This is a genomic window from Streptomyces sp. BE20 (genome assembly GCF_036322525.1).
Classification (GTDB): domain Bacteria; phylum Actinomycetota; class Actinomycetes; order Streptomycetales; family Streptomycetaceae; genus Kitasatospora.
The window spans coordinates 115471-133453 of record NZ_JAQYWW010000507.1 but is presented as its reverse complement, the minus strand read 5'-3'; the positions used below and the strand labels follow the sequence as shown (position 1 = coordinate 133453).

The window sequence follows — 17983 nt, the reverse complement described above, 5'->3', positions numbered from 1 at the left end:
TGACGAGGGTCGCGTACTGGCCCCGGCGGGGCAGCACCAGGTGGCTGGAGGCCGGGTACCGCAGCCAGTCCGGCACGTCCTCGGGCGAGTCGTACAGGTCGTCGAAGCTGGCGGACAGGGCTACGGCCTCGACCTTGGTGATGCGCAGTGGCTGGGTACTCACGGGTTCTTCTCCTGGGTGCTGGGCCCTCCCCGCCGAGCGGGGAGGGTGGTGGAGCGGTTCAGCCGCCGGTTCTGATCTCGCCGCGGGCGGTCTCGCGGCCACTGAGGACGGCGAGTGCGGTGACGGCGCAGCCGGCGATGACGTAGAGGACGACGGGGGTGACGGAGCCGCCGGCCGCGACGAGGGCGGTGGCGGTGGCGGTGGCGGTGGCGGTGGCGGTGGCGGTGGCGGTGGCGACGAAGGGTGCGGTGCCGCCGAAGAGGGCGTCGCCGAACTCGCGGCCGACGCCGACGCCGCTGAAGCGGATCCGGGCGTCGAACTGCTCGGCGACCAGCGCGGCCTACGGGCCGAAGACCATGTCCTTGCCGATCGGGATCGCGATCACGGATGCCGACGACCCGCAGCAGCGCGCCGGGGTGCTCGCGCGGCACCACCTTGAGCGGGAAGCGCACGGTCTCGCCGTGGTTCTCCAGCGCGGCGAAGGCGGGGGTCTCGTCGATGCCGCGGCGCGGCCGGAGGCCGAAGGCGATCAGGGCGAGGCTGAGCAGGAAGGGCAGGCGCCAGCCCCAGGTGAGGAAGGCGTCGTCGGGCAGCAGGGTGACGGTTCCGCCGGTGCCGGCCGGCATCGTGCGGCGGGTCGTGGTGACGCCGGAGGTGTCGTGCACGGGGGTGCCCTCGGTCGGTGCGGTGGTGCGGTGCCGGGCGGTGGTGCGCTCCGGCGGGGTGGTGGGGGGAGGCGTGGTCATCGGGGCTCCACTTGGGGGAGAGGTGCCGCGGATGGCTAAAACGTATGCGATATACGAAAAAACTGCCAGAGGTGTCGCCGATTCGTTTCCCGAGGGGCACCGGCCGCCCGCCCTCACCGGGGTCGCCCGCGCCCCGCCCCGGCCCACCCCGCCCGCCGGTCACGACGACAGGGGCCGGTAGGGTTCGGCCGGGGGTCCGGTGACCGAGGACGGCCGGGCCAGGACCGCTCCCGCGTAGGGGCCCGGGGCGGCGAGCCGGTGCAGCGCGGTGGTCACGTACATCCGCCCGCCGCCGAAGGCGATGCTGCTCACGTGCGCGGTGGGTACCGCGACGCTCTCCCGGAGCCCGCCCGCCGGGTCGTAGCAGTGCACCCGGCCGGCACCCCACAGGGCGACCCAGAGGTAGCCGCGGTCGTCCACCGCCATGCCGTCCGGCCGGCCCTCGTTCCTGCCGAGGTGCACGAGCGGCCTGGGCGCGCCCAGCCGTCCGGTGCCGGGATCGACCGGGTACGCCTCGACCACGCCCCGGGCGCTGTCGGCCAGGTAGAGCGTGCGGCCGGATCCGTCGAAGACCGGCCCGTTGGGGACGGTCAGACCGGTCAGCACGCGGTGCGCCGAGCCGTCCGGGTCGACCCGGTGGAGCGAGCCGGCGCCCTCGGTCGCCTCCGTGGCCATGCTGGTGGCCCAGAACCGGCCGGCCGGGTCGCACGCGGCGTCGTTCATCCGCATCGTCCGCGGCGCGTCCGCCTCCGGCCGCGCGATCCAGTGCGGTTCGCGGGCCGGGCGCAGCAGGGCGACGCCCGGTCCGGCGGCGGCGATCCACTCCCCCGGCCTCCCGGCCACCGGGGCGACCGCGCCGAGCGGCATCCCGAGGGCGGCCTCGCGCCGCACGTCGTCGCCGGGGCCGCCGGGGCCGCAGCTGTGCAGGGTGCCCCCGAGGAGGTCGACGAAGTACAGCCGGCCCTCGTGCCAGCGCGCCCCCTCGCCCAGCCGGTAGCGCTCGGCGGAACACGGCCGCCAGGCGTCGGCGGACATCCGCACCACCTCCTCCCCTCCGAAGGCCGTCATCGCAGGGCGGTGCCGGGCGCGGCGTCCAGCAGGGTCAGTTCGTCCCGGAAGGGCAGGCCCTCCCAGTCTCCCGCCGCGGCCACCGCGAACGCCCCGGTGGTCACCGCGCGGTCGAGCCGGCCGTCCACCGGCAGGCCGTCGACCAGCCCCGAGAGGTAGCCGGCGACGAAGGCGTCCCCGGCCCCGACGGTGTCCCGGACGGGGACCCGGACGGCGGGCCTGGCGACGGACCCGTCCTCGGTGAAGACCTCGGCACCGGCGGCGCCGCGCTTGACCACGACCTCGCCGACCCCCTGGGCGAGCAGCGCCTCGACGCACTCGGCCTCGTGCTCCACACCGGGCGGCGCGACCAGGGCGAGCTCGTCGTCGGAGGCCACCAGGATGTCCAGCAGCGGGACCAGGGGCCGCAGCGCCGCGGCGGCCTCCTCCCTGGACCAGAGCTTGGCCCGGTAGTTGACGTCCAGGCACACGGCGCCCGGCGCGGAGCGGGCGGCGGCCTCCACGGCGGCCCGGGGGCCGGGGCCGAGGGCCGCGGTGACGCCGGTGAGGTGGACGATCCGGGCCCCCTCGGCGAGGGCGGCGGTGACATGGGCGGGGGTGAGCCGGGAGCCGGCCGAGCCGTCACGGTAGTAGGAGACCCGGGTCAGGTCGGCCGCCCGCGGTTCGAAGACCACCAGACCGGTCGGCGCGGTGGCGTCGACGGCGGCCTGCGAGACGTCCACGCCCTCGGCCCGCAGGGTGCGCAGCACCAGTCGGCCGAACTCGTCGTCGCCGTTGACCCCGACCCAGCGCGCCGTGTGGCCGAGCCGGGCCAGGCCGATGGAGACGTTGGCCTCGGCGCCGGCCACCGAGAGGGCGAGGGTCCCGCCGAGGTGCAGCGGACGGTCGGCGCGCAGGGCCGCCATGGCCTCGCCGAGCGTCAGGACGTCGAGCACGGGAACTCCTCGGCGAGTGTGCGGAAGGCGGCGATGCGGGCGGGGAGGCCGGCGACGTCACCGCCGGCGCGGGCGGCGGTGCCGACCAGCGGTCCCCCGACGCCGACGGCCAGGGCGCCGGCGGCCAGGAAGCCCCGGGCGGCCTCGGCGTCCACCCCGCCGACGGGCACGAAGGGCACGTCGGGGAAGGGGTCGCGCAGGGCCCGCAGGTAGCCGGGGCCGCCGAGGCTGCCCGGGAAGAGCTTGATCGCGGTCGCGCCCTCGGCCCAGGCGAGGGCGACCTCGGTCGGGGTGACCGCGCCGGCGAGGACCGGCATGCCGAGGGACTGCGCCTCGCCGACGGCCTCGGTCAGTCCGGGGGTCACCGCGAAGGCGGCGCCGGCCCGGGCGGCGGCCCTGGCGTCGGCGACGGTGAGCAGGGTGCCGGCGCCGAGCGCCGCGTACGGGCCGAGGACCGCGCGGGCACGCTCCAGGACCGCGAGCGCGCCCGTGGTGGTCAGCGAGACCTCGACCAGGTCGACGCCGGCACGGAACAGCGCGAGGACCGCATCCAGGGCGGCGTCGGGGTCGTTGCCCCGGACGATGGCCAGGATCCTGCGGTCGCGCAGGGCGGAGAGAAGGTCGTCTGGTTGCACGGATGCCTCCGGAGCTCAGGTGAGGGCTTTAGGATATCGTATACTTTCCAGTCGGAGCCCCGTGCACCGCCCACAACTTCCGCCCCCGACGAAAGGCGCCCCTCGATGACCCGTACCGCCCTGATCACCGGCGCGGCCGGCGGCATCGGCCGCGCCGTCGCCGCCCGCCTGGTGGCCGACGGCCTGCGCGTGGCCGGCCTCGACCGCACCGACCCCCGGCTGCCCGGCGTCACGTTCCACCGGGCCGACGTCACCGATCCGGCGCAGGTCGCCGCCGCGGTCGGACGGGCCGTCGAGGAACTCGGCGGCATCGACGTGCTGGTGACCTGCGCCGGCATCACCGAGGGCGGCCCCCTGCACCTGACCACCGACGAGGAGTGGCAGCGCGTCCTGTCGGCCAACCTCGGCTCGGTGTTCCTGTGCGTCCGCGAGGTGCTGCCCACGATGATGGCGGCCGGGTCCGGAGCCGTGGTCACCGTGGGATCGGTGCTGCACCGCACCGGCGCGCCCGGTCTGCCCGCGTACGCCGCCGCGAAGGGCGCGATCGCCGCGCTCACACGCCAACTCGCCGTGGACTACGGACGGTTCGGCATCAGCTTCGTCACCCTCGCGCCGGGCTGGGTGCGCACCCCGGCGACCGAGGCCCGCCTGGCGACCGGCGAGGAGGACCTGGTGCGACTGCGGGAGAGCAATCCGATGCGCACGCTGGTGGACGCCGGAGACATCGCCGAGGCGGTGGCCTTCGCCTCGTCCCCGGCCGCCGGGATGATCACCGGCTCCGAGCTGGTGCTGGACGCGGGCGCCTCGGTGGTCAGCCCGGCCAGCCTCCTGCGCGACTCCCACCGCGAGCGGATGGGGCTGCCGCCGCTCGACACCCACTGACCGGGTGCGCCCGGGCCGACCGGGCCCGGGCGCACCGGCCCGGCCCACTCCCGCCGGAAAACGCCGCCAGCGGCGGCGCGCGATCACCTCGCGCGCCGCCGCTGTCGTGTCGGCCGCCCCTCGCCGGGCGACGGCCGCCCCGCCCTCACCCCTCCTGCGGTCCGGCGCCCTTCGTCCCGGCGCCCTCCCCCTCGGCACCCCCCTGCTCGGCCTCGTGCGCCGCCTGGGAGCTGATGTGCGCGCGGGCCGCGCCGGACGCCGCCTCCGGGTCGCGCCGGCGCAGCGCCGCCACGAGGGTGTCGTGCTCGTCGACCACCGAGCGCCAGTTGCGCTCGCCGAGCGGCGCCGTGATGCGGTAGCGGCGGATGGTCATCAGCAGCTGCTCGGTCAGGTCGCCCAGGACCCGGTAGCCCGCCGCCTCCGCGAGGAGCTGGTGGAAGCGGGAGTTCAGCTCGGCCATCTCGCCGGTGACGTCGCGCTCCAGCGCCGCGCGCATGCGCTCCTGGACGTCCTCCAGCTCGGCGAGCTGCCGGTCGTCGATCCGCTGCGCGGCCAGTTCGGCGACCAGCGCCTCGATGGCCTCACGGGCGAGGAAGACGCCGCGCATCTCGGTGACGTCGATGCCGGCCACGGTGACCCCGGCATGCACCCTGGACACCAGCAGCCCGTCCGACTCCAGCCGCTTCACCGCCTCACGGATCGGGATCTTGCTGACCCCGAAGCTCCGGGCGAGTTCGTCCATGTTGATCCGCTCGCCGGCCTTGAGGTCGCCCTGGGCGATGGCACTGCGCAGACTCTCGTAGGCGAGATCGGCCTTGCTCTTCACGGCGGGGATGCGCTCCGCCCAGCTGCTCTGTCCCATTCGTTCATCGTATGCGATATCCATGAACTCCGGGACTCCTGCGCCGAACCTTTCCCACCGCGCCCGATCAGCGGTCCTGTCCGATTTCTCCGAACGGTCTCACCTAAAGGCATTTCGTATACCACATTCGACTCTGCCGGCCCGCGACTCCCCCTCGGCACGCGGGACGGCCACCGGACCGCGCGCGGTCCGGCTGGAGGTGGAGGGCGGCGGCCCCGGCTTCGATCCACCCGCGGACGCCGCGGCGACCGGGCCGGACGCCTTCGGGAGCGGCAGCGGGCACAGCCTGCCGCCGCTCGCCGCGCTCAGCACCTCATGGGGTGCGCGGCGCACCCTTGCCGGCCGACCGGGACCGCTCGGGGCCACCGGCCACGAAAAAAACGGTCAGCCCCCTGGAAGCCGTTTAGTATATCGAATACCCTACGCCATCGGTTCCGACTCCGCCACCCGAGGAGTTCCACCCCCATGACGTCCCTGCCCCACAGACTCGTCTCCACCGCCCTGGCCGCCGCCACGGCCCTGACCGCCGCGGCCTGCGCTCCCGACCCCCCGGCCCGGGCACCCGGGCGCACCACGGTCACCTTCTGGACCATGCCGTTCTGGATCGGCCGGCCGAACAACCTCAAGCACCTGATCGAGGACTTCAACGCCTCGCAGAGCCGGGTGACCGTCGAGCTCACCGTGCTCGACTGGCAGACCGGCCGGGACACCATCAAGAAGGCCGTGAAGAGCGGCCGGGGCCCCGACGTCTGGCTGGCCAACAACGGCCTCGAACTCGACCTGCTGGCCGCCGCCGAGCTGGCCCCGCTGGACACCCTCGGCTACACCCCCGAGGACCTGGGCCGGTTCCGGCCCCTGGCGAAGGTCAACGAGTACCAGGGCCGCCTCTACGGCGCGCCCCTGTACTTCGACGTCAACGTCCTGCTCTACCGCAAGGACATCCTGCAGAAGTACGGCTTCAACGAACCACCCCGTACCTGGGAGGAGTTGAAGTCCACCGCCGCCGCCGTCGGCGCCCGCTCCGCCGCGTCCGGGAAGAAGGTGACGGGCTGGCAGTTCAAGGGCATGGACGACCACCTCAACGCCATCAACCCCACCTGGGAGAGCTTCCTCTGCCAGGCCGGCGGCACCCTCACCTCGCCCGACTTCAGGACCTCCACGCAGAACACCGAGGCCGGACGCACCGCGATGGAGTACATGAAGTCCTTCTACACCGAGAAGATCTCCACGCCCGGTGTCAGCGCCCTCAGCGGCTTCATCAACGGCGACGTCGCGATGTTCTCGTTCTACCAGAGCGTCATCTCCGACATCGCCGCCGGGAACGAGAGGACCCACGGCAGGTGGGCCGCCGCCCCGATGCCGGTCGGCCCGAAGAGCGGCTGCTCGGCCGTCGGCGGCCACAGCCTGGTGGCCCGCTCGGACCTGCCCGACCCGGGTGCCACGGGAACGTTCATGCGCTGGCTCGCCTCCCCCTCGGTCAGCACCCGGTTCATGGAGTTCCACGGGATCTTCCCGTACGACACCGCCAAGGTGCCGCGCGAGACCAGGGCCGCCGTCGACGCCTTCTACCAGACCGACCCCAGCTGGGCACCGATCATGGCCCAGTTCGACCGCAGCACCGCGGACCTGCTGCTTCAGGACCGCTACGGCTTCGCCGCCCGCTGGGAGGCGCAGAAGTCCGAGGTGACGGCCGGCGTCGACGGGCGGACGCCCGTCGACCAGGCGCTGCGCAGCATCGACAGCACGGTCGACAAGGCCCTGCGCGGAGGCTGATCCCGCGCCGCGCCGGCCCGGTGGACCGCGCGCAACGGCCCGGGCCCCGGCCGGGAGCCGTCGTGCGCCCGGCGGGATCCGCCGGGCGCGCGGGCCAGCCCCCGGGCCTGACCATGATGATCGACTCCAGCTTGTCGGCGCTGTTCCACAGCAGTTCGATCCGCGCGCCGGTGTCCGGCACCCTGCAGGCGCCGGGGGTCGCGATGTCCACGCCCCGGCCGAAGTTGCTGAAGTCCGAGAGCGTGTCGTCCCGGTTGCGGTTGTTCTTGTTGCACCACGCGAAGCCGCCGAGGCCGCCCGGCTTGCCGTCGGCGTCGCTGAGCGAGGACACCGTGACCGCGTCCGGCACGTTCGCCCGGCTCTGGTTGGCCACGTCCCGGTGGTCGTTGCCCGCCGAGACGACCACCACGACACCTCGGGCGATCGCCCGGTTCACCGCGTCGTTGACGGCCCGGAGGGGACGTCTCCCGTTGCTCGGCAGCCCTGCCCCGGCACGGCGGGCCCGGAGCCGCGACCGGAGCCCGGCAGGGAGGCGCCCGGCACCGGACCCGGGGGTGGTCCGGAGCCGGGCGCCGGGGCGAGGTCGGCGGTGGAACCGGCGGGCAGGTAGACCGTGTGGTGGTAGAGGTCGGCGCTGTTCTCGCCGGAGGCGGCCAGCCGGCGGTCCTCGTCGTGGTGGCTGAGGTTGTAGCGCACGACGGTTCCGGTGCCGCTGGAACCCTTGCCGCAGGAACCGCAGAAGAGCATGAAGCCACCCTCGTTGTGGTGGCTGTGGTTGAACTGGAAGACGGCCCGGTTGTTGCCGAAGTCGGAGTCGAAGGCCATGCCGTCACCCTTGTCGGACAGCCGGCGGACGTGGTGGACCTCGTTGTACTGGATGAGGGTGTCGTCCGAATTGATGGTCCAGATAACCGCGTTGGCGCCCATCGGGCGCATGGCGATGTCGTAGGCGGTGTTGTGCTCGACGAGGCCGTGGTCGGCGGCGCGCAGCACGATGCCGTCGCCGCCGGTGTTGCTGATGGTGTTGCCGCGGACGACCGGGCGGGTGTTGGCCCGCCGGTTGTTCTTCGTCCCGCAGTCGTCACCGGTGCCGTACTGGGGCCGGCAACATCCAGGTCGTCCGGTTGGCGAGGCCCTCCCGGTCGGCGTTGTCGATGCGGGAGTCCTGGACGACGACATCGTCGACGTTGGTGGGGGTGGTGGTGCCGGACACGCGGAACTGGATGCCGTTGGACCACTTGGTGGCGTCGCCCCTGACGTCGTGGACGTGGACGTCGTCGACCAGGTAGTGGCTGCCGACGCCGTCGGGCAGGTCGGCGACCTCGACGAGCAGGCCGTTGCGTTCGCGCTTGGTCGAGCCGGTGTCGCGGAAGGTGATGTCGAGGTCGTGGATCTCCCAGTGCTCGACGTTGAACAGGTGGACGGCGGCCTTCTCGGTGGTGGCGCCGTCGCCGGCGACGACGGGCCGGGCGGTGCCGGTGCCGTAGGCGGCCAGGGTAATCGGTGCGCCTGCGGTTCCGGAGCCCTGCGGCTTGAGGGTTCCGGTGCAGGTCGCACCCCGCTTGAGGAGGAGCCGGTCACCGGGGCCGAGGACGTGGGCGTTGGCGGTGGCGAGGCTGTTCCAGGGGCTGCTCTGGCTGCCGGTGCCGTTCGAGGCGGCCGAGCAGTCCAGGTAGCGGGTGGTGCCGGTGGGGTCGGCAGGGGCGGCGGTGACGGCTCCGGCCGGGGGAAGGGCCGGAACGAGGAGTGCGGCCGCCGTCAGTGCGACGATCGCGGCACGTCTGAGTGTGGGGGGAACGAGCACGCGAGAAGCTCCCGGGGTGGGGAGGGACGGAGGGCGGGCGCCCGCCCGCACCCTGGGACGGCCCACTGATCGAGTCAATCCAGATCGATCATCTCCCCACACATTGATCAGACGATCAATGTGGCCCCCACGGTGCGTCAGACGGCCCCCACGGTGCGTCAGTCCGACACCGCTCCGCACGACTCACGGATCGTCAGGACCGGTAGGAGCCGCACGTGGTGAACCGGGCCGGCCTCGGCCACGCTCCCGAGCCTGCGCAGGAGCAGCCCCACCGCCTCCGCGCCCACGGCCTGCTTCGGCGGCGCCACCGCGGTGAGCGGCGGTGCCCCGAGGCCGGCGAACAGGTCGTCGTAGCTGATGACGGCCAGGTCCTCCGGCACCCGCAGCCCCCGGGCCCGCAGCAGCGGGAGCAGCTGGATGGCGTCCTGGTCGTTGTGGACCACGGCCGCCCGCACACCCCGGGCGCAGCCCTCGGCCAGCCGGTCCGCGACCGCCGGCAGGTCCGCCACCGGGGTGACGATGTCGACGGGGGGTTCCACGGGCAGACCCAGCACCTCGCAGCCCTCGGCATAGCCCCGGCGGACCTCGTGCGCGGTCCAGGTGTCACGCCGGGCGACCAGGGCGATCCGCCGGTGTCCGAGCCCGGCCAGGTGGCGCAGCGCGAGGAGCACGCCGTGGCGGTGGTCGGAGGCGACCGAGTCGAGCGTCTCCGCCGGGCTCCCCGGCACCGGCCGGCGCTCGACCAGGACGGCGGGCACCGGCAGTTCCTCGGCCCAGGCCTGGTCGGAAGGCCGGTCGTCGGGCGTCCAGTTGGGCGCGAGGAGCAGCCCCTGGGCACCGGACTTCAGCAGTTGCTCGGCCTGGGAGCGGTCCGCACCGGCCTGGTAGGAGGAGATGCCGAGCACGAGCTGGGCACCGGCCCGCCCGGCGGCGGCCCGTGCACCCGCGATGATCTCGTCGAAGTACTGTCCGACCGCCGGCACGAGCAGGCCGAGGGACGGCCCGTGCCCGGTGGCGACGGCGCTCGCCCCGGTCGCGGCCGACACCGAGCCGTGCGAGCGGCGGACGAGGCCGGAGTCGGCGAGTGCCGCGACGTCCCGGCGGACGGTGACGGCGGGCAGGCCGAGCCGCTCCGCGAGGTCGGTCAGCCGGACCGAGCCGAGCTCCTGAACCGCTTCAAGGATCCGGGTGCGGCGCTCGTCCGCCGAGATCGACATCCCCACACTCCCCTGCCCGTCGTCCGGCCGGGCGGGGTCACCTGCCCAGGCGGACAGGAATCTATCATTCGGTCGATGCACGGCCCGTGTTCGGTCGGCACACGGTCCGTCAGCGCACGACGGACGGCCGGGGCGGTCGGGCCGGGCGGTCGGGCCCCGACCGCGCGTCACCCGACCGCGCGTCACCCCGGGGTCGCCGCCCCGGGGCGCGGGCGCCGCCGGGCACCGTCACCACTGGGGCATCTCCTCCGTGACCGCCGGGCCGAGGTCGGGTCGGTCCCGGAGCTCGACGCGGATGCCCGCGCGGTGGAGTTCGAGGACCACGAGTTCGTTGCGCCCCTCCCGCCAGAGCGGGGCGGGGGCGTAGAGGGTGCGCTGCGGCCCGCGGTCCCAGTAGCGGCCGAGGGCGAAACCGTTGAGCCAGGCCATGCCCTTGGTGAAGCCGGGCAGGGCGAGGAACCCGTCGGCGGGCGTCGCGACCGTCAGGGCTGCGCGGTGGAAGGCGGGCCCGTCCCGGTGGCCGGGTGCGGCGAACGGCACTGCCGTGAGGTCGTCCAGGGGCAGCGGGCGGATCTCCCAGCCACCCAGCTGGTACTGGTTGCCGATGCGCACGCCGCCCGTGACGCCCTTGCGGTCGTGGAGCAGCGGGCCGTAGTTGACGCGGCCCATGTTCTCGACGAGGAGGTCGAGCACGGCGCCACCCTCGGGTACCTCGACCGGCAGGGCCTCGTCGGGGCGGTCGCGTTCCAGGACGCCGAGCGGCAGGCCGTCGAGGAAGACCTGGGCACGGTCGGCCAGACCGTCGACGCGCAGCTCGCCGCGGCCGAGGGGGCCGCGCAGGCGGGTGCGGTAGTGGATCAGCCCGAGGTTCTGGCCGAGGGCCTCCATCGGTTCGGGTTCCGGGCGGTGGTGGACGGTGGCCAGGTCGTCGAGGGCGGCCGACAGGCCGGCGCTCGCGGTGAACGGCGCGCTCTGCGGGGCGAGCCGTGCGGGCAGCGGCGGCAGGGGGTGCGGGTTGGGGCCGAGGTGGCGTTCGATCACCCGGCGGAACAGGTGGAACTTCTCGGTGAGTTCGCCGGCCTCGCCGACGGGCGCGTCGTAGTCGTAGCTGGTGGTGTCGGGCTGGAACGTGGTCCCGTCGTGGTTGGCGCCGTTCCACCAGCCGAAGTTGGTGCCGCCGTGGCCCATGTAGATGTTCACGGACGCGCCGGCGGCGAGCATCCGGTCGAGGACGTCAGCGGACTCCGCGGGGTCGCGCAGGTGGTGGGGCGCGCCCCAGTGGTCGAACCAGCCGGTCCAGTACTCCATGCAGACCAGCGGGCCCACCGGCTGGTGGCGGCGCAGGCAGGCCAGGGACTCCTCGGGCCGGGAGCCGAACGTGCCGGTGGTGAGCAGCCCGGGCACGATGCCGCCGAGCTGGAAGCCGTCCTCGGCGCCGTCGGCGGTGAAGAGCAGGCAGTCGACACCGCGCCGGACGAGGCCGGCGCGCAGGTGTTCCAGGTAGGCCGTGTCGTTGCCGTAGCTGCCGTACTCGTTCTCGACGGCGACGGCGACGACGGGCCCGCCGCGGGAGGTGAGCAGCGGGAGCAGGACGGGGACGAGGTCGTCGAACCAGGCGTCGACGGCGGCCAGGTAGGGCCCGTCGACGCGGCGGAGCCGGACGGCCGGGTCGGCGAGCAACCAGGCGGGCAGACCGCCGAACTCCCACTCGGCGCAGATGTACGGGCCGGGCCGGACGATCACGTCGAGCCCGAGGTCGCCGGCGGTGCGGACGAACGCGGCGAGGTCGCGGTCGCCGTCGAAGTCGCTGACCCCGGGGGCGGCCTGGTGGAAGTTCCACGCGACGTAGGTCTCGACGGTGTTGACGCCCATGGCCCGGAGCCGGGTGAGCCGGTCGAGCCACTGTTCGGGGCGGATGCGGAAGTAGTGGACGGCCGCGGAGACGATCCGGTGCGGGAGGCCCGCACGCAGGAAGGTGTCTCCGTCGACGGTCAGGGACGTGGGGGCGGCCGGGTCGGCCATGGGTGCCTCCGCGGTAGGGCGGGCGGGAGGGTGGGCGGGTGGGCGCGCCCGGCGCGGCGTGGCCGGAGTCCGCCGGGGAGGGTGCGCCTCGGCGTGGGTCACGGACCGGGACGGGGACCGGGGCGGTGCGGGCCCGCGCGGGAGCCGGGGCGGGCGGATGTGACCGGCGGGCGATCACCGGTACGCACCCTACGAGCTTATCGATCGGGTGGTCAATCAATCGATAAAGACCACGCCTCTTGATCGCATTTCGATCGAACGATACTGTTTGATCAAATCCACTGGACCGGCGATGGAGGGCAGGATGACCGCTTCGGGAGAAGAGCGCCGCAGGCTCATCGTGACCGCCGTCGGCGATCTCGGCGGGCAGGTACGGCTGACGGACCTCGCCGACCGACTGGGCATCCCGGCGGTCACGGTCCGCCGCGACGTCGCCATGCTCGCCGACGCCGGCAGACTCAGCCGCTCGCACGGCTTCGTCTCGCTCGACCGGCCCGACGCCGACCGCGCCCCCGCCCGGGGCGGCCTTCGGACCGGCAGGGCCGGGCGCACCGTCGGCCTGCTGGTGCCCTCCGTCGGCTCCTACTTCGACGAGGTCATCGCCGGCGCCCGCACGGCCGCCACCGCCGCGGAGGCCCGGCTGGTCCTCGGCATCGCGCCGTACGGCACGGGCGACGACCGGGTGCAGGTGGAACGGCTGCTGGAGTCCGGCGCCGAGGGCCTGCTGCTCGCCCCCGGGCTGCTCCCCGGCCGGGCCCCGGAGGGCTGCGCCTGGCTGGACGCCCTGCCGGTGCCCGCCGTCCTGGTCGAGCGCCGCTCCCCCACCCCGGACGGCCCCGGCTCGCACCTCGACACCGTCGGCTCGGACCACCGCCACGGGGTCCTGAGCGCCCTGCGGCACTTCGCCGGCCTCGGCCACGAGCGCGTCCTGCTGGCCGCCCGGGGCGACTCCTGGACGGCCGAGGAGGTCCGGGCCGGGTACGAGGAGGGCACCCGCCTGCTCGGGCTGCGGCCCCTGCCGACCCTCGACACGCTGGCGCCGACGGGCGTGCCGACCGACCCCGAGCTGCTGTCCGCGCGGATCGCGGAGGCCGCCGCGGAGGGCACCCGGGCGGTGCTCGTCCACAACGACCAGGACGCGATCAGGCTGCCGCCGCTGTTGCGCGCCCGAGGTCTGCGGGTGCCCGACGACGTCGCCCTGATCGCCTACGACGACGTGTTCGCCGCCCTGGCCGCGCCTCCGCTGACGGCCGTCGCCCCGCCGAAGCGCGCCGTCGGGCAGGCGGCGTTCGACCTGCTGCTGCGGCGCCTCGCGGCCGGCCCGGAACTGCCGGTCCACCGCACCACGCTGCTTCCCGTCCTGCGCGTGCGCACCTCCTGCGGCGGCTGACCCGGCGATCGGCGGGGCCCCGGGCCGGACCGGCCCCGTGCCGGCCGGGCGGTGCGGGCGCGGCCGGTCACGGAACGTGCCTAGGCCGGCCGATCCGGTGACCGACGGTGAAGATGCGTAGGGACCCGGATTGATTACCCATCGATCGTTCGCGTGTCCTGGAGACACGGCGTGGGGCGGGCGCGGCGCCGGGTTCCCACCAACCGCGATCGGCAGAAGGTGACCCCATGGACAGCAGCCCCCACGACACCAGCGCCGTCGACGCCGCCCCGGGCGTCGCGGTCTACCTGCGCTGCTACCCGTTCGACGCGACGGCGATGGAGTGCCACCGCCGGGCCCTGGAGGACCTGGCCGAGGTGCTGGGCCTGCCGGAGCCGCTGCTGTACCTGGACAACGGCCTGCGCGCGTCCGACGGCCTCCCCGCGCTGGAGGGGCTGCTGAGCGGCGTCGCCGCCGGGTGGATCAAGACGGTGCTGGTCCCGGGCCCCTTCGTGTTCTCCATCGACGGGTCCGAGGTGCGGACGGTCGGCGAGCTGCTGGAGCGGCACGGCTGCCGGGTGGTCGAACTGCCGGCGCGCCACGAGCGCGTCCGTCCCGCCGGGACCCGGCCGACGGTGGGCCCCGCGGCCCACCTCGCGCCGGTCGGCGTCCCGGCCGGCTGACGGCCCGGCCCCTCCCCCGCCGGGGCGCGGACGGCGGCAGCCGTCCCGGCGAGCCGGGGCCCGCCCGGACGGGCGGCCGGAGGAGGGGCCGGGACCGAACGGCCGAGGCCCCCGCGCGCGGGCTCAGCCCTCCCGACCGACGTGGACCGAGCCTGCCCCGATGCGCACCTCCCGCACCTCGCCGTCGGGCCAGCACACCCGCAGCCGCCAGCCGTCACCGGACCGCACGGCGACCTCGATGGCCCCCACGGGAGGCCGGTCGGCGGCGCTGGGCCCGGCGGCGGTGAGCCCGGCAGCGGTGGGCCCGGCGGTGAGCCCGGCGGCACAGACGAGCAGGGCCGGACCGTCCCCGAGGGTGCCGCTCAGGACGGGCAGAGCGGCCTCGGCCCCGAACGCGGTTCCGCCGGGCACGGTCCGCGTCGCGGCCTCGCCGAAGCCGTACAGGGAGCGGAGTCCGCTGGTGAGCCGCCCGTCCGCGCGGACGACGGCGCCGATGGCGAGGCCGGTGCCGGCGCGGTCGTCGGTGCCGGTACCGGTACCCGCGCCGGCACCGACGACCGCGGCCTCGACGCGCCCGCCGGCGACCGCCCAGCCGCTGTGGCGGACCGCGGTGCCGGAGGCGGCGCCGGTGACCAGGTGGGCGCGGACCTCGTCGGCGCCGCGCACGAGGGTGACCGAGGTGACCGAGACCCCGGGCAGCTCGCGCCCGGCGGCCCGCGGACGGGAGAGGGAGGCGGCCCAGTCGGGTCCGGTGCCGAGCGGGTGGATCCGGCCGCGTTCGGTGGGCTCGCCGTCGACGAGCAGGGCGAGGTGGTTGTCGGCGGGCCCGTCGAGGGTGGGGCCGGTCGCGGTGGAGTGGGCGAGCCGGGCGTAGTGCGGGTTGTCGGGCAGGACCTGGTCGACCGGCTGGTCGTCGCTGCCGTGGTTGTGGAGGCGGACCAGCCCGTCGGCGGCGGTCGACTGGACCAGCCAGCCGGGCCGGGGCAGGGCGAGCACGACGTCGCGGGTCTCGCAGGGCGCGGGCCGCTCGGGCTCCGTCCAGACCGGGTGGCCGGGCGGGAGCAGCAGGCCGAGGAATCCGCTGCCTGCCCAGTAGGGGGACGCGGGACCGGAGTACGGCTGGGTCAGCCGGGGTTCGCGGCCGTACCAGCCGAGGGTGAGCAGGCCGCGGTCGTCGGCGGCGCCGCGGTCGAGGAAGTACCGCAGGGCGCCGGAGGCCAGCCGGCGGGTGGTGCCGGGGTCGAGCGGGGTCCGGCCGGTGAGGGCGCCGGCCCACAGCGGCGCGGTGGCGGCGAACCGGTAGGTGAGCGAGCGGCCCTGGTGGACGGGCGCGCCGTCGCCGCCGAACAGGTGGGCGTAGCCGGTCAGGTGGGCGGCGAGCCGGTCGCCGTACTCGGCGAGCAGGGGCCGGTCGTCGGCGAGGTGGGCGTGCAGGACGGGGTAGAGGTGCAGGGCCCAGCCGTTGTAGTGGTCGAAGGCGCGGGGGCGGCCGTCGGTGTACCAGCCGTCGCCGAGGTACCAGCGGTCGATCTTCTCCAGGCCGCGCCGGACGGCCGCGCGGGCGTCCTTCTCCTCGATGCCGGCCTCGGCGAGGAAGCCGCCGACCGACAGGGGGAAGATCCACCAGTTGTTGTCGTTGGGCGTGCGGTGCAGGGCGTCGGCGAGCCAGCGGCCGACGCGGTCGCGGACGGCGCCGTCGAGGCGGTCCCAGAGCCAGGGGCGGGTGAGGCGCAGGGCGAAGGCGATCGAGGCGGCCTCGACCATGGCCTGGCCGCGGTCGGTGATCAGGGGCCAGGAGTCGAGGTCGCCGTCGGCCAGGTCGCGTTCGGCGGTCGGGGTGCGGGTGCCGGCGTCGAGCCCGGCGGCGTAGTGCTCCAGCAGTCCGTGCGGGTCGGCGCCGCCGGCGCCGGCGATGCGCAGGGCGGCGGGCAGGAAGGTGCGGGCGTAGCCCTCCAGGCCGTCGGAGCGGCGGCCCGACCAGCTGGGGCGGTCGCCGGGCAGGTCGATCAGCGCGCGGCCGGGGCTCGCGTACGGGCGGACGGCGCCGAGCAGGTCGTCGGCGGCCGCCTCCCAGTGCGCCCTGGTCCAGCCGGTGTGCGGGCTGAGGTGTCGATCCTCCGGGGGCAGCGGCATGGGGTGTCCTTCGTCGGCGGGTCCGGGGCGGGCGGGCCCCTGTGCGGAATCTAGGAACCGACTGATCATTCGTCAAGACCGTTGGATCAAATGAACAGCTTGATCAGATTGTGACGTTGCGGAATCCGCCCCGCCGGGCCGACGTTCACGCAGCTCACAGGCATGATGATCGGACCCTGACGACGACCGGTCAACTGATCGGATCGGATCATTCGATCCAGATGCCTTGACGCCGATCGACAACCTGCTCAGGATGACAGCCAGTCGCCCCCACCCTCACGAGTCCGGCCCGGACCGACGCCCCCGTCCCGGAACCGTGACGCCCCTCTTAGGAGCTGTGCCATGCGCTCACTCGTGCCCTCCCGTCGCAGAGCCCTGCGCGCCGCCGCCACCGCCACCGCCGCCGCGCTCTGCGTGAGCCTGCTGGCCGCCTGCGGAAGCGACACCAAGAGCTCGGCCGGCGCCGACGACGGCAAGCCCGTCACCCTCACCTTCTGGGGCTGGGCCAAGGGCACCAAGGAGGTGGTGGCCGCCTTCAACGCCGGCCACCCGAACATCCAGATCACCTTCGAGGAGATCCCCGCGGGCAACGCCGGCGGCTACGCCAAGCTCTCCAACGCCGTCAAGGCCGGCAACGCCCCCGACGTGTTCAACGTCGAGTACCCGCAGCTGCCCGACTTCGTCAGCCAGGGCGCCGTCCAGGACATCAGCAAGCTCGTCGGCGCCGACCTGAAGGCCAAGTACCTGCCGCAGGCCACCGAGCTCACCTCCCTCGGCGGCCGGACCTGGGCCCTGCCGCTGGACGCCGCACCGCAGGCGTTCTACTACCGCAAGGACCTCTTCGAGAAGGCCGGCATCACCGCGCCGAAGACCTGGGACGAGTTCCGCACCGCCGCGCAGAAGCTCAAGACCGCCCAGCCCGACGCCCGCATCGCGACCTTCTTCCCCGACGACCCCACCACCTTCGAGGCCATGGCCTGGCAGAACGGCGCACGCTGGTTCACCGCCGCCGACGACGCCTGGAAGGCCGACCTCACCGGACCCGAGACGAAGAAGGTCTCCGCGTACTGGCAGCAGCTGATCGACGAGGACCTCGTCCACGTCCAGCCCTCCTTCAGCCAGCAGTGGACCGCCTCCCTCCAGAAGGGCGAGACCGCCGGCTACCTCGGCGCCTCCTGGGGCGGCGGCGTCCTGAAGTCCAACCTCGGCACCACCCCCGACATCAACGGCAAGTGGGCGGTCGCCCCCATGCCCACCTGGGACGGCAACCCCGCCAGCGGCATGCTCGGCGGCACCACCTTCGCCGTCTCCAAGGACAGCAAGAAGGCCAAGGCCGCCGTCGAGTTCGCCACCTGGGCCACCACCACCGCCGACGGGTTCAAGGCCCGCATCGCCTCCGGCACCTCCTCCGCCTTCCCCGCCGCCACCGAGCTCGTCCCCGTCGCCAAGCAGGCCTTCAACACCGACTTCTACGGCGGCCAGGACCTCTACGCGGTGTTCCCGGACGCCGCCAGCTCCATCAAGCCCGGCTGGACCTGGGGGCCGGTCATGGGCCTCACCAACGGCTCGCTGAAGGACTCCTTCGGCAAGGTCGCCGGCCGGACCGGCACCATCGACGACGCCCTGGCCGCCGCCCAGCAGGCCACCCTCGCCGAGTTCAAGAACCGCGGGCTGAAGGTCGCCCAGTGACG

Annotated in this window: 15 protein-coding genes and 1 pseudogene; 5 read left to right on the top strand and 11 right to left on the bottom strand. The window is 74.4% G+C overall.

Annotation, left to right across the window (positions count from 1 at the left end; all coding sequences use genetic code 11):
• Nucleotides 1–159 precede the first annotated feature (159 nt).
• From PUR61_RS07785 to PUR61_RS07770, 4 genes are all read right to left on the bottom strand, one after another.
• A complete protein-coding gene (locus PUR61_RS07785; RefSeq protein WP_329877057.1) occupies nt 160–909 on the bottom strand; it encodes a hypothetical protein in 750 nt (249 codons plus the stop codon).
• A gap of 159 nt (nt 910–1068) precedes the next feature.
• On the bottom strand, nt 1069–1977 hold the full coding sequence (locus PUR61_RS07780) for an SMP-30/gluconolactonase/LRE family protein (protein WP_329877055.1): 909 nt from the start codon (nt 1975–1977) through the stop codon (nt 1069–1071).
• Complete coding sequence (locus PUR61_RS07775; protein WP_329877067.1) at nt 1974–2882, bottom strand: sugar kinase; 909 nt, start codon at nt 2880–2882, stop codon at nt 1974–1976. The genes PUR61_RS07780 and PUR61_RS07775 overlap by 4 nt, the downstream gene beginning before the upstream one ends.
• A 14-nt stretch (nt 2883–2896) precedes the next feature.
• Nucleotides 2897–3547, bottom strand: a complete 651-nt coding sequence (locus tag PUR61_RS07770) for a bifunctional 4-hydroxy-2-oxoglutarate aldolase/2-dehydro-3-deoxy-phosphogluconate aldolase (RefSeq protein WP_329877053.1) — start codon at nt 3545–3547, stop codon at nt 2897–2899.
• Nucleotides 3548–3652: 105 nt separating this feature from the next.
• On the opposite strand from PUR61_RS07770, the gene PUR61_RS07765 reads away from it, so the two are divergent.
• The gene (locus PUR61_RS07765; protein WP_329877051.1) at nt 3653–4429 is read left to right on the top strand and encodes an SDR family NAD(P)-dependent oxidoreductase; all 777 of its coding nucleotides are present in this window, start codon (nt 3653–3655) and stop codon (nt 4427–4429) included.
• A 145-nt stretch (nt 4430–4574) separates the two neighbouring features.
• Here PUR61_RS07765 and PUR61_RS07760 read toward each other — a convergent pair whose 3' ends face one another.
• Nucleotides 4575–5291, bottom strand: coding sequence for a GntR family transcriptional regulator (locus PUR61_RS07760; protein WP_329877049.1), 717 nt, complete (start codon nt 5289–5291; stop codon nt 4575–4577).
• Nucleotides 5292–5756: 465 nt separating this feature from the next.
• Between PUR61_RS07760 and PUR61_RS07755 the strand changes: the two genes are divergently transcribed.
• Nucleotides 5757–7064 carry an extracellular solute-binding protein gene (locus PUR61_RS07755; RefSeq protein WP_329877046.1) on the top strand — a complete coding sequence of 436 codons (1308 nt, stop codon included), beginning with the start codon at nt 5757–5759 and terminating at the stop codon, nt 7062–7064.
• 232 nt (nt 7065–7296) lie between these two features.
• Here PUR61_RS07755 and PUR61_RS45200 read toward each other — a convergent pair.
• The 5 genes and pseudogenes from PUR61_RS45200 to PUR61_RS07735 all read right to left on the bottom strand — a co-directional run.
• Nucleotides 7297–7470 (bottom strand): annotated as a pseudogene (locus PUR61_RS45200) (hypothetical protein); the annotation flags it as partial.
• A gap of 26 nt (nt 7471–7496) precedes the next feature.
• Entirely contained in the window at nt 7497–8243 is a 747-nt protein-coding gene (locus tag PUR61_RS07750) for a right-handed parallel beta-helix repeat-containing protein (RefSeq protein ID WP_329877044.1), read from the bottom strand.
• Nucleotides 8146–8868, bottom strand: coding sequence for a hypothetical protein (locus PUR61_RS07745; protein WP_329877042.1), 723 nt, complete (start codon nt 8866–8868; stop codon nt 8146–8148). The genes PUR61_RS07750 and PUR61_RS07745 overlap by 98 nt, the downstream gene beginning before the upstream one ends.
• 158 nt (nt 8869–9026) lie before the next feature.
• Nucleotides 9027–10085: a LacI family DNA-binding transcriptional regulator gene (locus PUR61_RS07740; protein ID WP_329877040.1), complete on the bottom strand. Its 1059-nt coding sequence runs from the start codon at nt 10083–10085 to the stop codon at nt 9027–9029.
• 228 nt (nt 10086–10313) lie between these two features.
• Complete coding sequence (locus tag PUR61_RS07735) at nt 10314–12107, bottom strand: glycoside hydrolase family 35 protein (RefSeq protein WP_329877038.1); 1794 nt, start codon at nt 12105–12107, stop codon at nt 10314–10316.
• A 304-nt stretch (nt 12108–12411) separates the two neighbouring features.
• Between PUR61_RS07735 and PUR61_RS07730 the strand changes: the two genes are divergently transcribed.
• Together PUR61_RS07730 and PUR61_RS07725 are read left to right on the top strand one after the other, a co-directional pair.
• Nucleotides 12412–13497 carry a LacI family DNA-binding transcriptional regulator gene (locus PUR61_RS07730; RefSeq protein WP_329877036.1) on the top strand — a complete coding sequence of 362 codons (1086 nt, stop codon included), beginning with the start codon at nt 12412–12414 and terminating at the stop codon, nt 13495–13497.
• Nucleotides 13498–13724: 227 nt separating this feature from the next.
• Nucleotides 13725–14159 carry a hypothetical protein gene (locus PUR61_RS07725; protein WP_329877034.1) on the top strand — a complete coding sequence of 145 codons (435 nt, stop codon included), beginning with the start codon at nt 13725–13727 and terminating at the stop codon, nt 14157–14159.
• 123 nt (nt 14160–14282) lie between these two features.
• Here the strand turns inward: PUR61_RS07725 and PUR61_RS07720 are convergent, their stop codons facing one another.
• The gene (locus PUR61_RS07720; protein ID WP_329877032.1) at nt 14283–16292 is read right to left on the bottom strand and encodes a DUF2264 domain-containing protein; all 2010 of its coding nucleotides are present in this window, start codon (nt 16290–16292) and stop codon (nt 14283–14285) included.
• A 342-nt stretch (nt 16293–16634) separates the two neighbouring features.
• Here PUR61_RS07720 and PUR61_RS07715 point away from each other — a divergent pair, with 342 nt between their 5' ends.
• On the top strand, nt 16635–17981 hold the full coding sequence (locus tag PUR61_RS07715) for an ABC transporter substrate-binding protein (RefSeq protein WP_329877030.1): 1347 nt from the start codon (nt 16635–16637) through the stop codon (nt 17979–17981).
• Nucleotides 17982–17983 lie beyond the last annotated feature (2 nt).

Coding starts and splice junctions, on each gene's coding strand:
- PUR61_RS07785 (WP_329877057.1), bottom strand. CDS start 909: ATGACCACGCCTCCCCCCACCACCCCGCCGGAGCGCACCACCGCCCGG.
- PUR61_RS07780 (WP_329877055.1), bottom strand. CDS start 1,977: ATGACGGCCTTCGGAGGGGAGGAGGTGGTGCGGATGTCCGCCGACGCC.
- PUR61_RS07775 (WP_329877067.1), bottom strand. CDS start 2,882: ATGGCGGCCCTGCGCGCCGACCGTCCGCTGCACCTCGGCGGGACCCTC.
- PUR61_RS07765 (WP_329877051.1), top strand. CDS start 3,653: ATGACCCGTACCGCCCTGATCACCGGCGCGGCCGGCGGCATCGGCCGC.
- PUR61_RS07760 (WP_329877049.1), bottom strand. CDS start 5,291: ATGGGACAGAGCAGCTGGGCGGAGCGCATCCCCGCCGTGAAGAGCAAG.
- PUR61_RS07755 (WP_329877046.1), top strand. CDS start 5,757: ATGACGTCCCTGCCCCACAGACTCGTCTCCACCGCCCTGGCCGCCGCC.
- PUR61_RS07750 (WP_329877044.1), bottom strand. CDS start 8,243: ATGTCGTCGTCCAGGACTCCCGCATCGACAACGCCGACCGGGAGGGCC.
- PUR61_RS07740 (WP_329877040.1), bottom strand. CDS start 10,085: ATGTCGATCTCGGCGGACGAGCGCCGCACCCGGATCCTTGAAGCGGTT.
- PUR61_RS07735 (WP_329877038.1), bottom strand. CDS start 12,107: ATGGCCGACCCGGCCGCCCCCACGTCCCTGACCGTCGACGGAGACACC.
- PUR61_RS07730 (WP_329877036.1), top strand. CDS start 12,412: ATGACCGCTTCGGGAGAAGAGCGCCGCAGGCTCATCGTGACCGCCGTC.
- PUR61_RS07725 (WP_329877034.1), top strand. CDS start 13,725: ATGGACAGCAGCCCCCACGACACCAGCGCCGTCGACGCCGCCCCGGGC.
- PUR61_RS07720 (WP_329877032.1), bottom strand. CDS start 16,292: ATGCCGCTGCCCCCGGAGGATCGACACCTCAGCCCGCACACCGGCTGG.
- PUR61_RS07715 (WP_329877030.1), top strand. CDS start 16,635: ATGCGCTCACTCGTGCCCTCCCGTCGCAGAGCCCTGCGCGCCGCCGCC.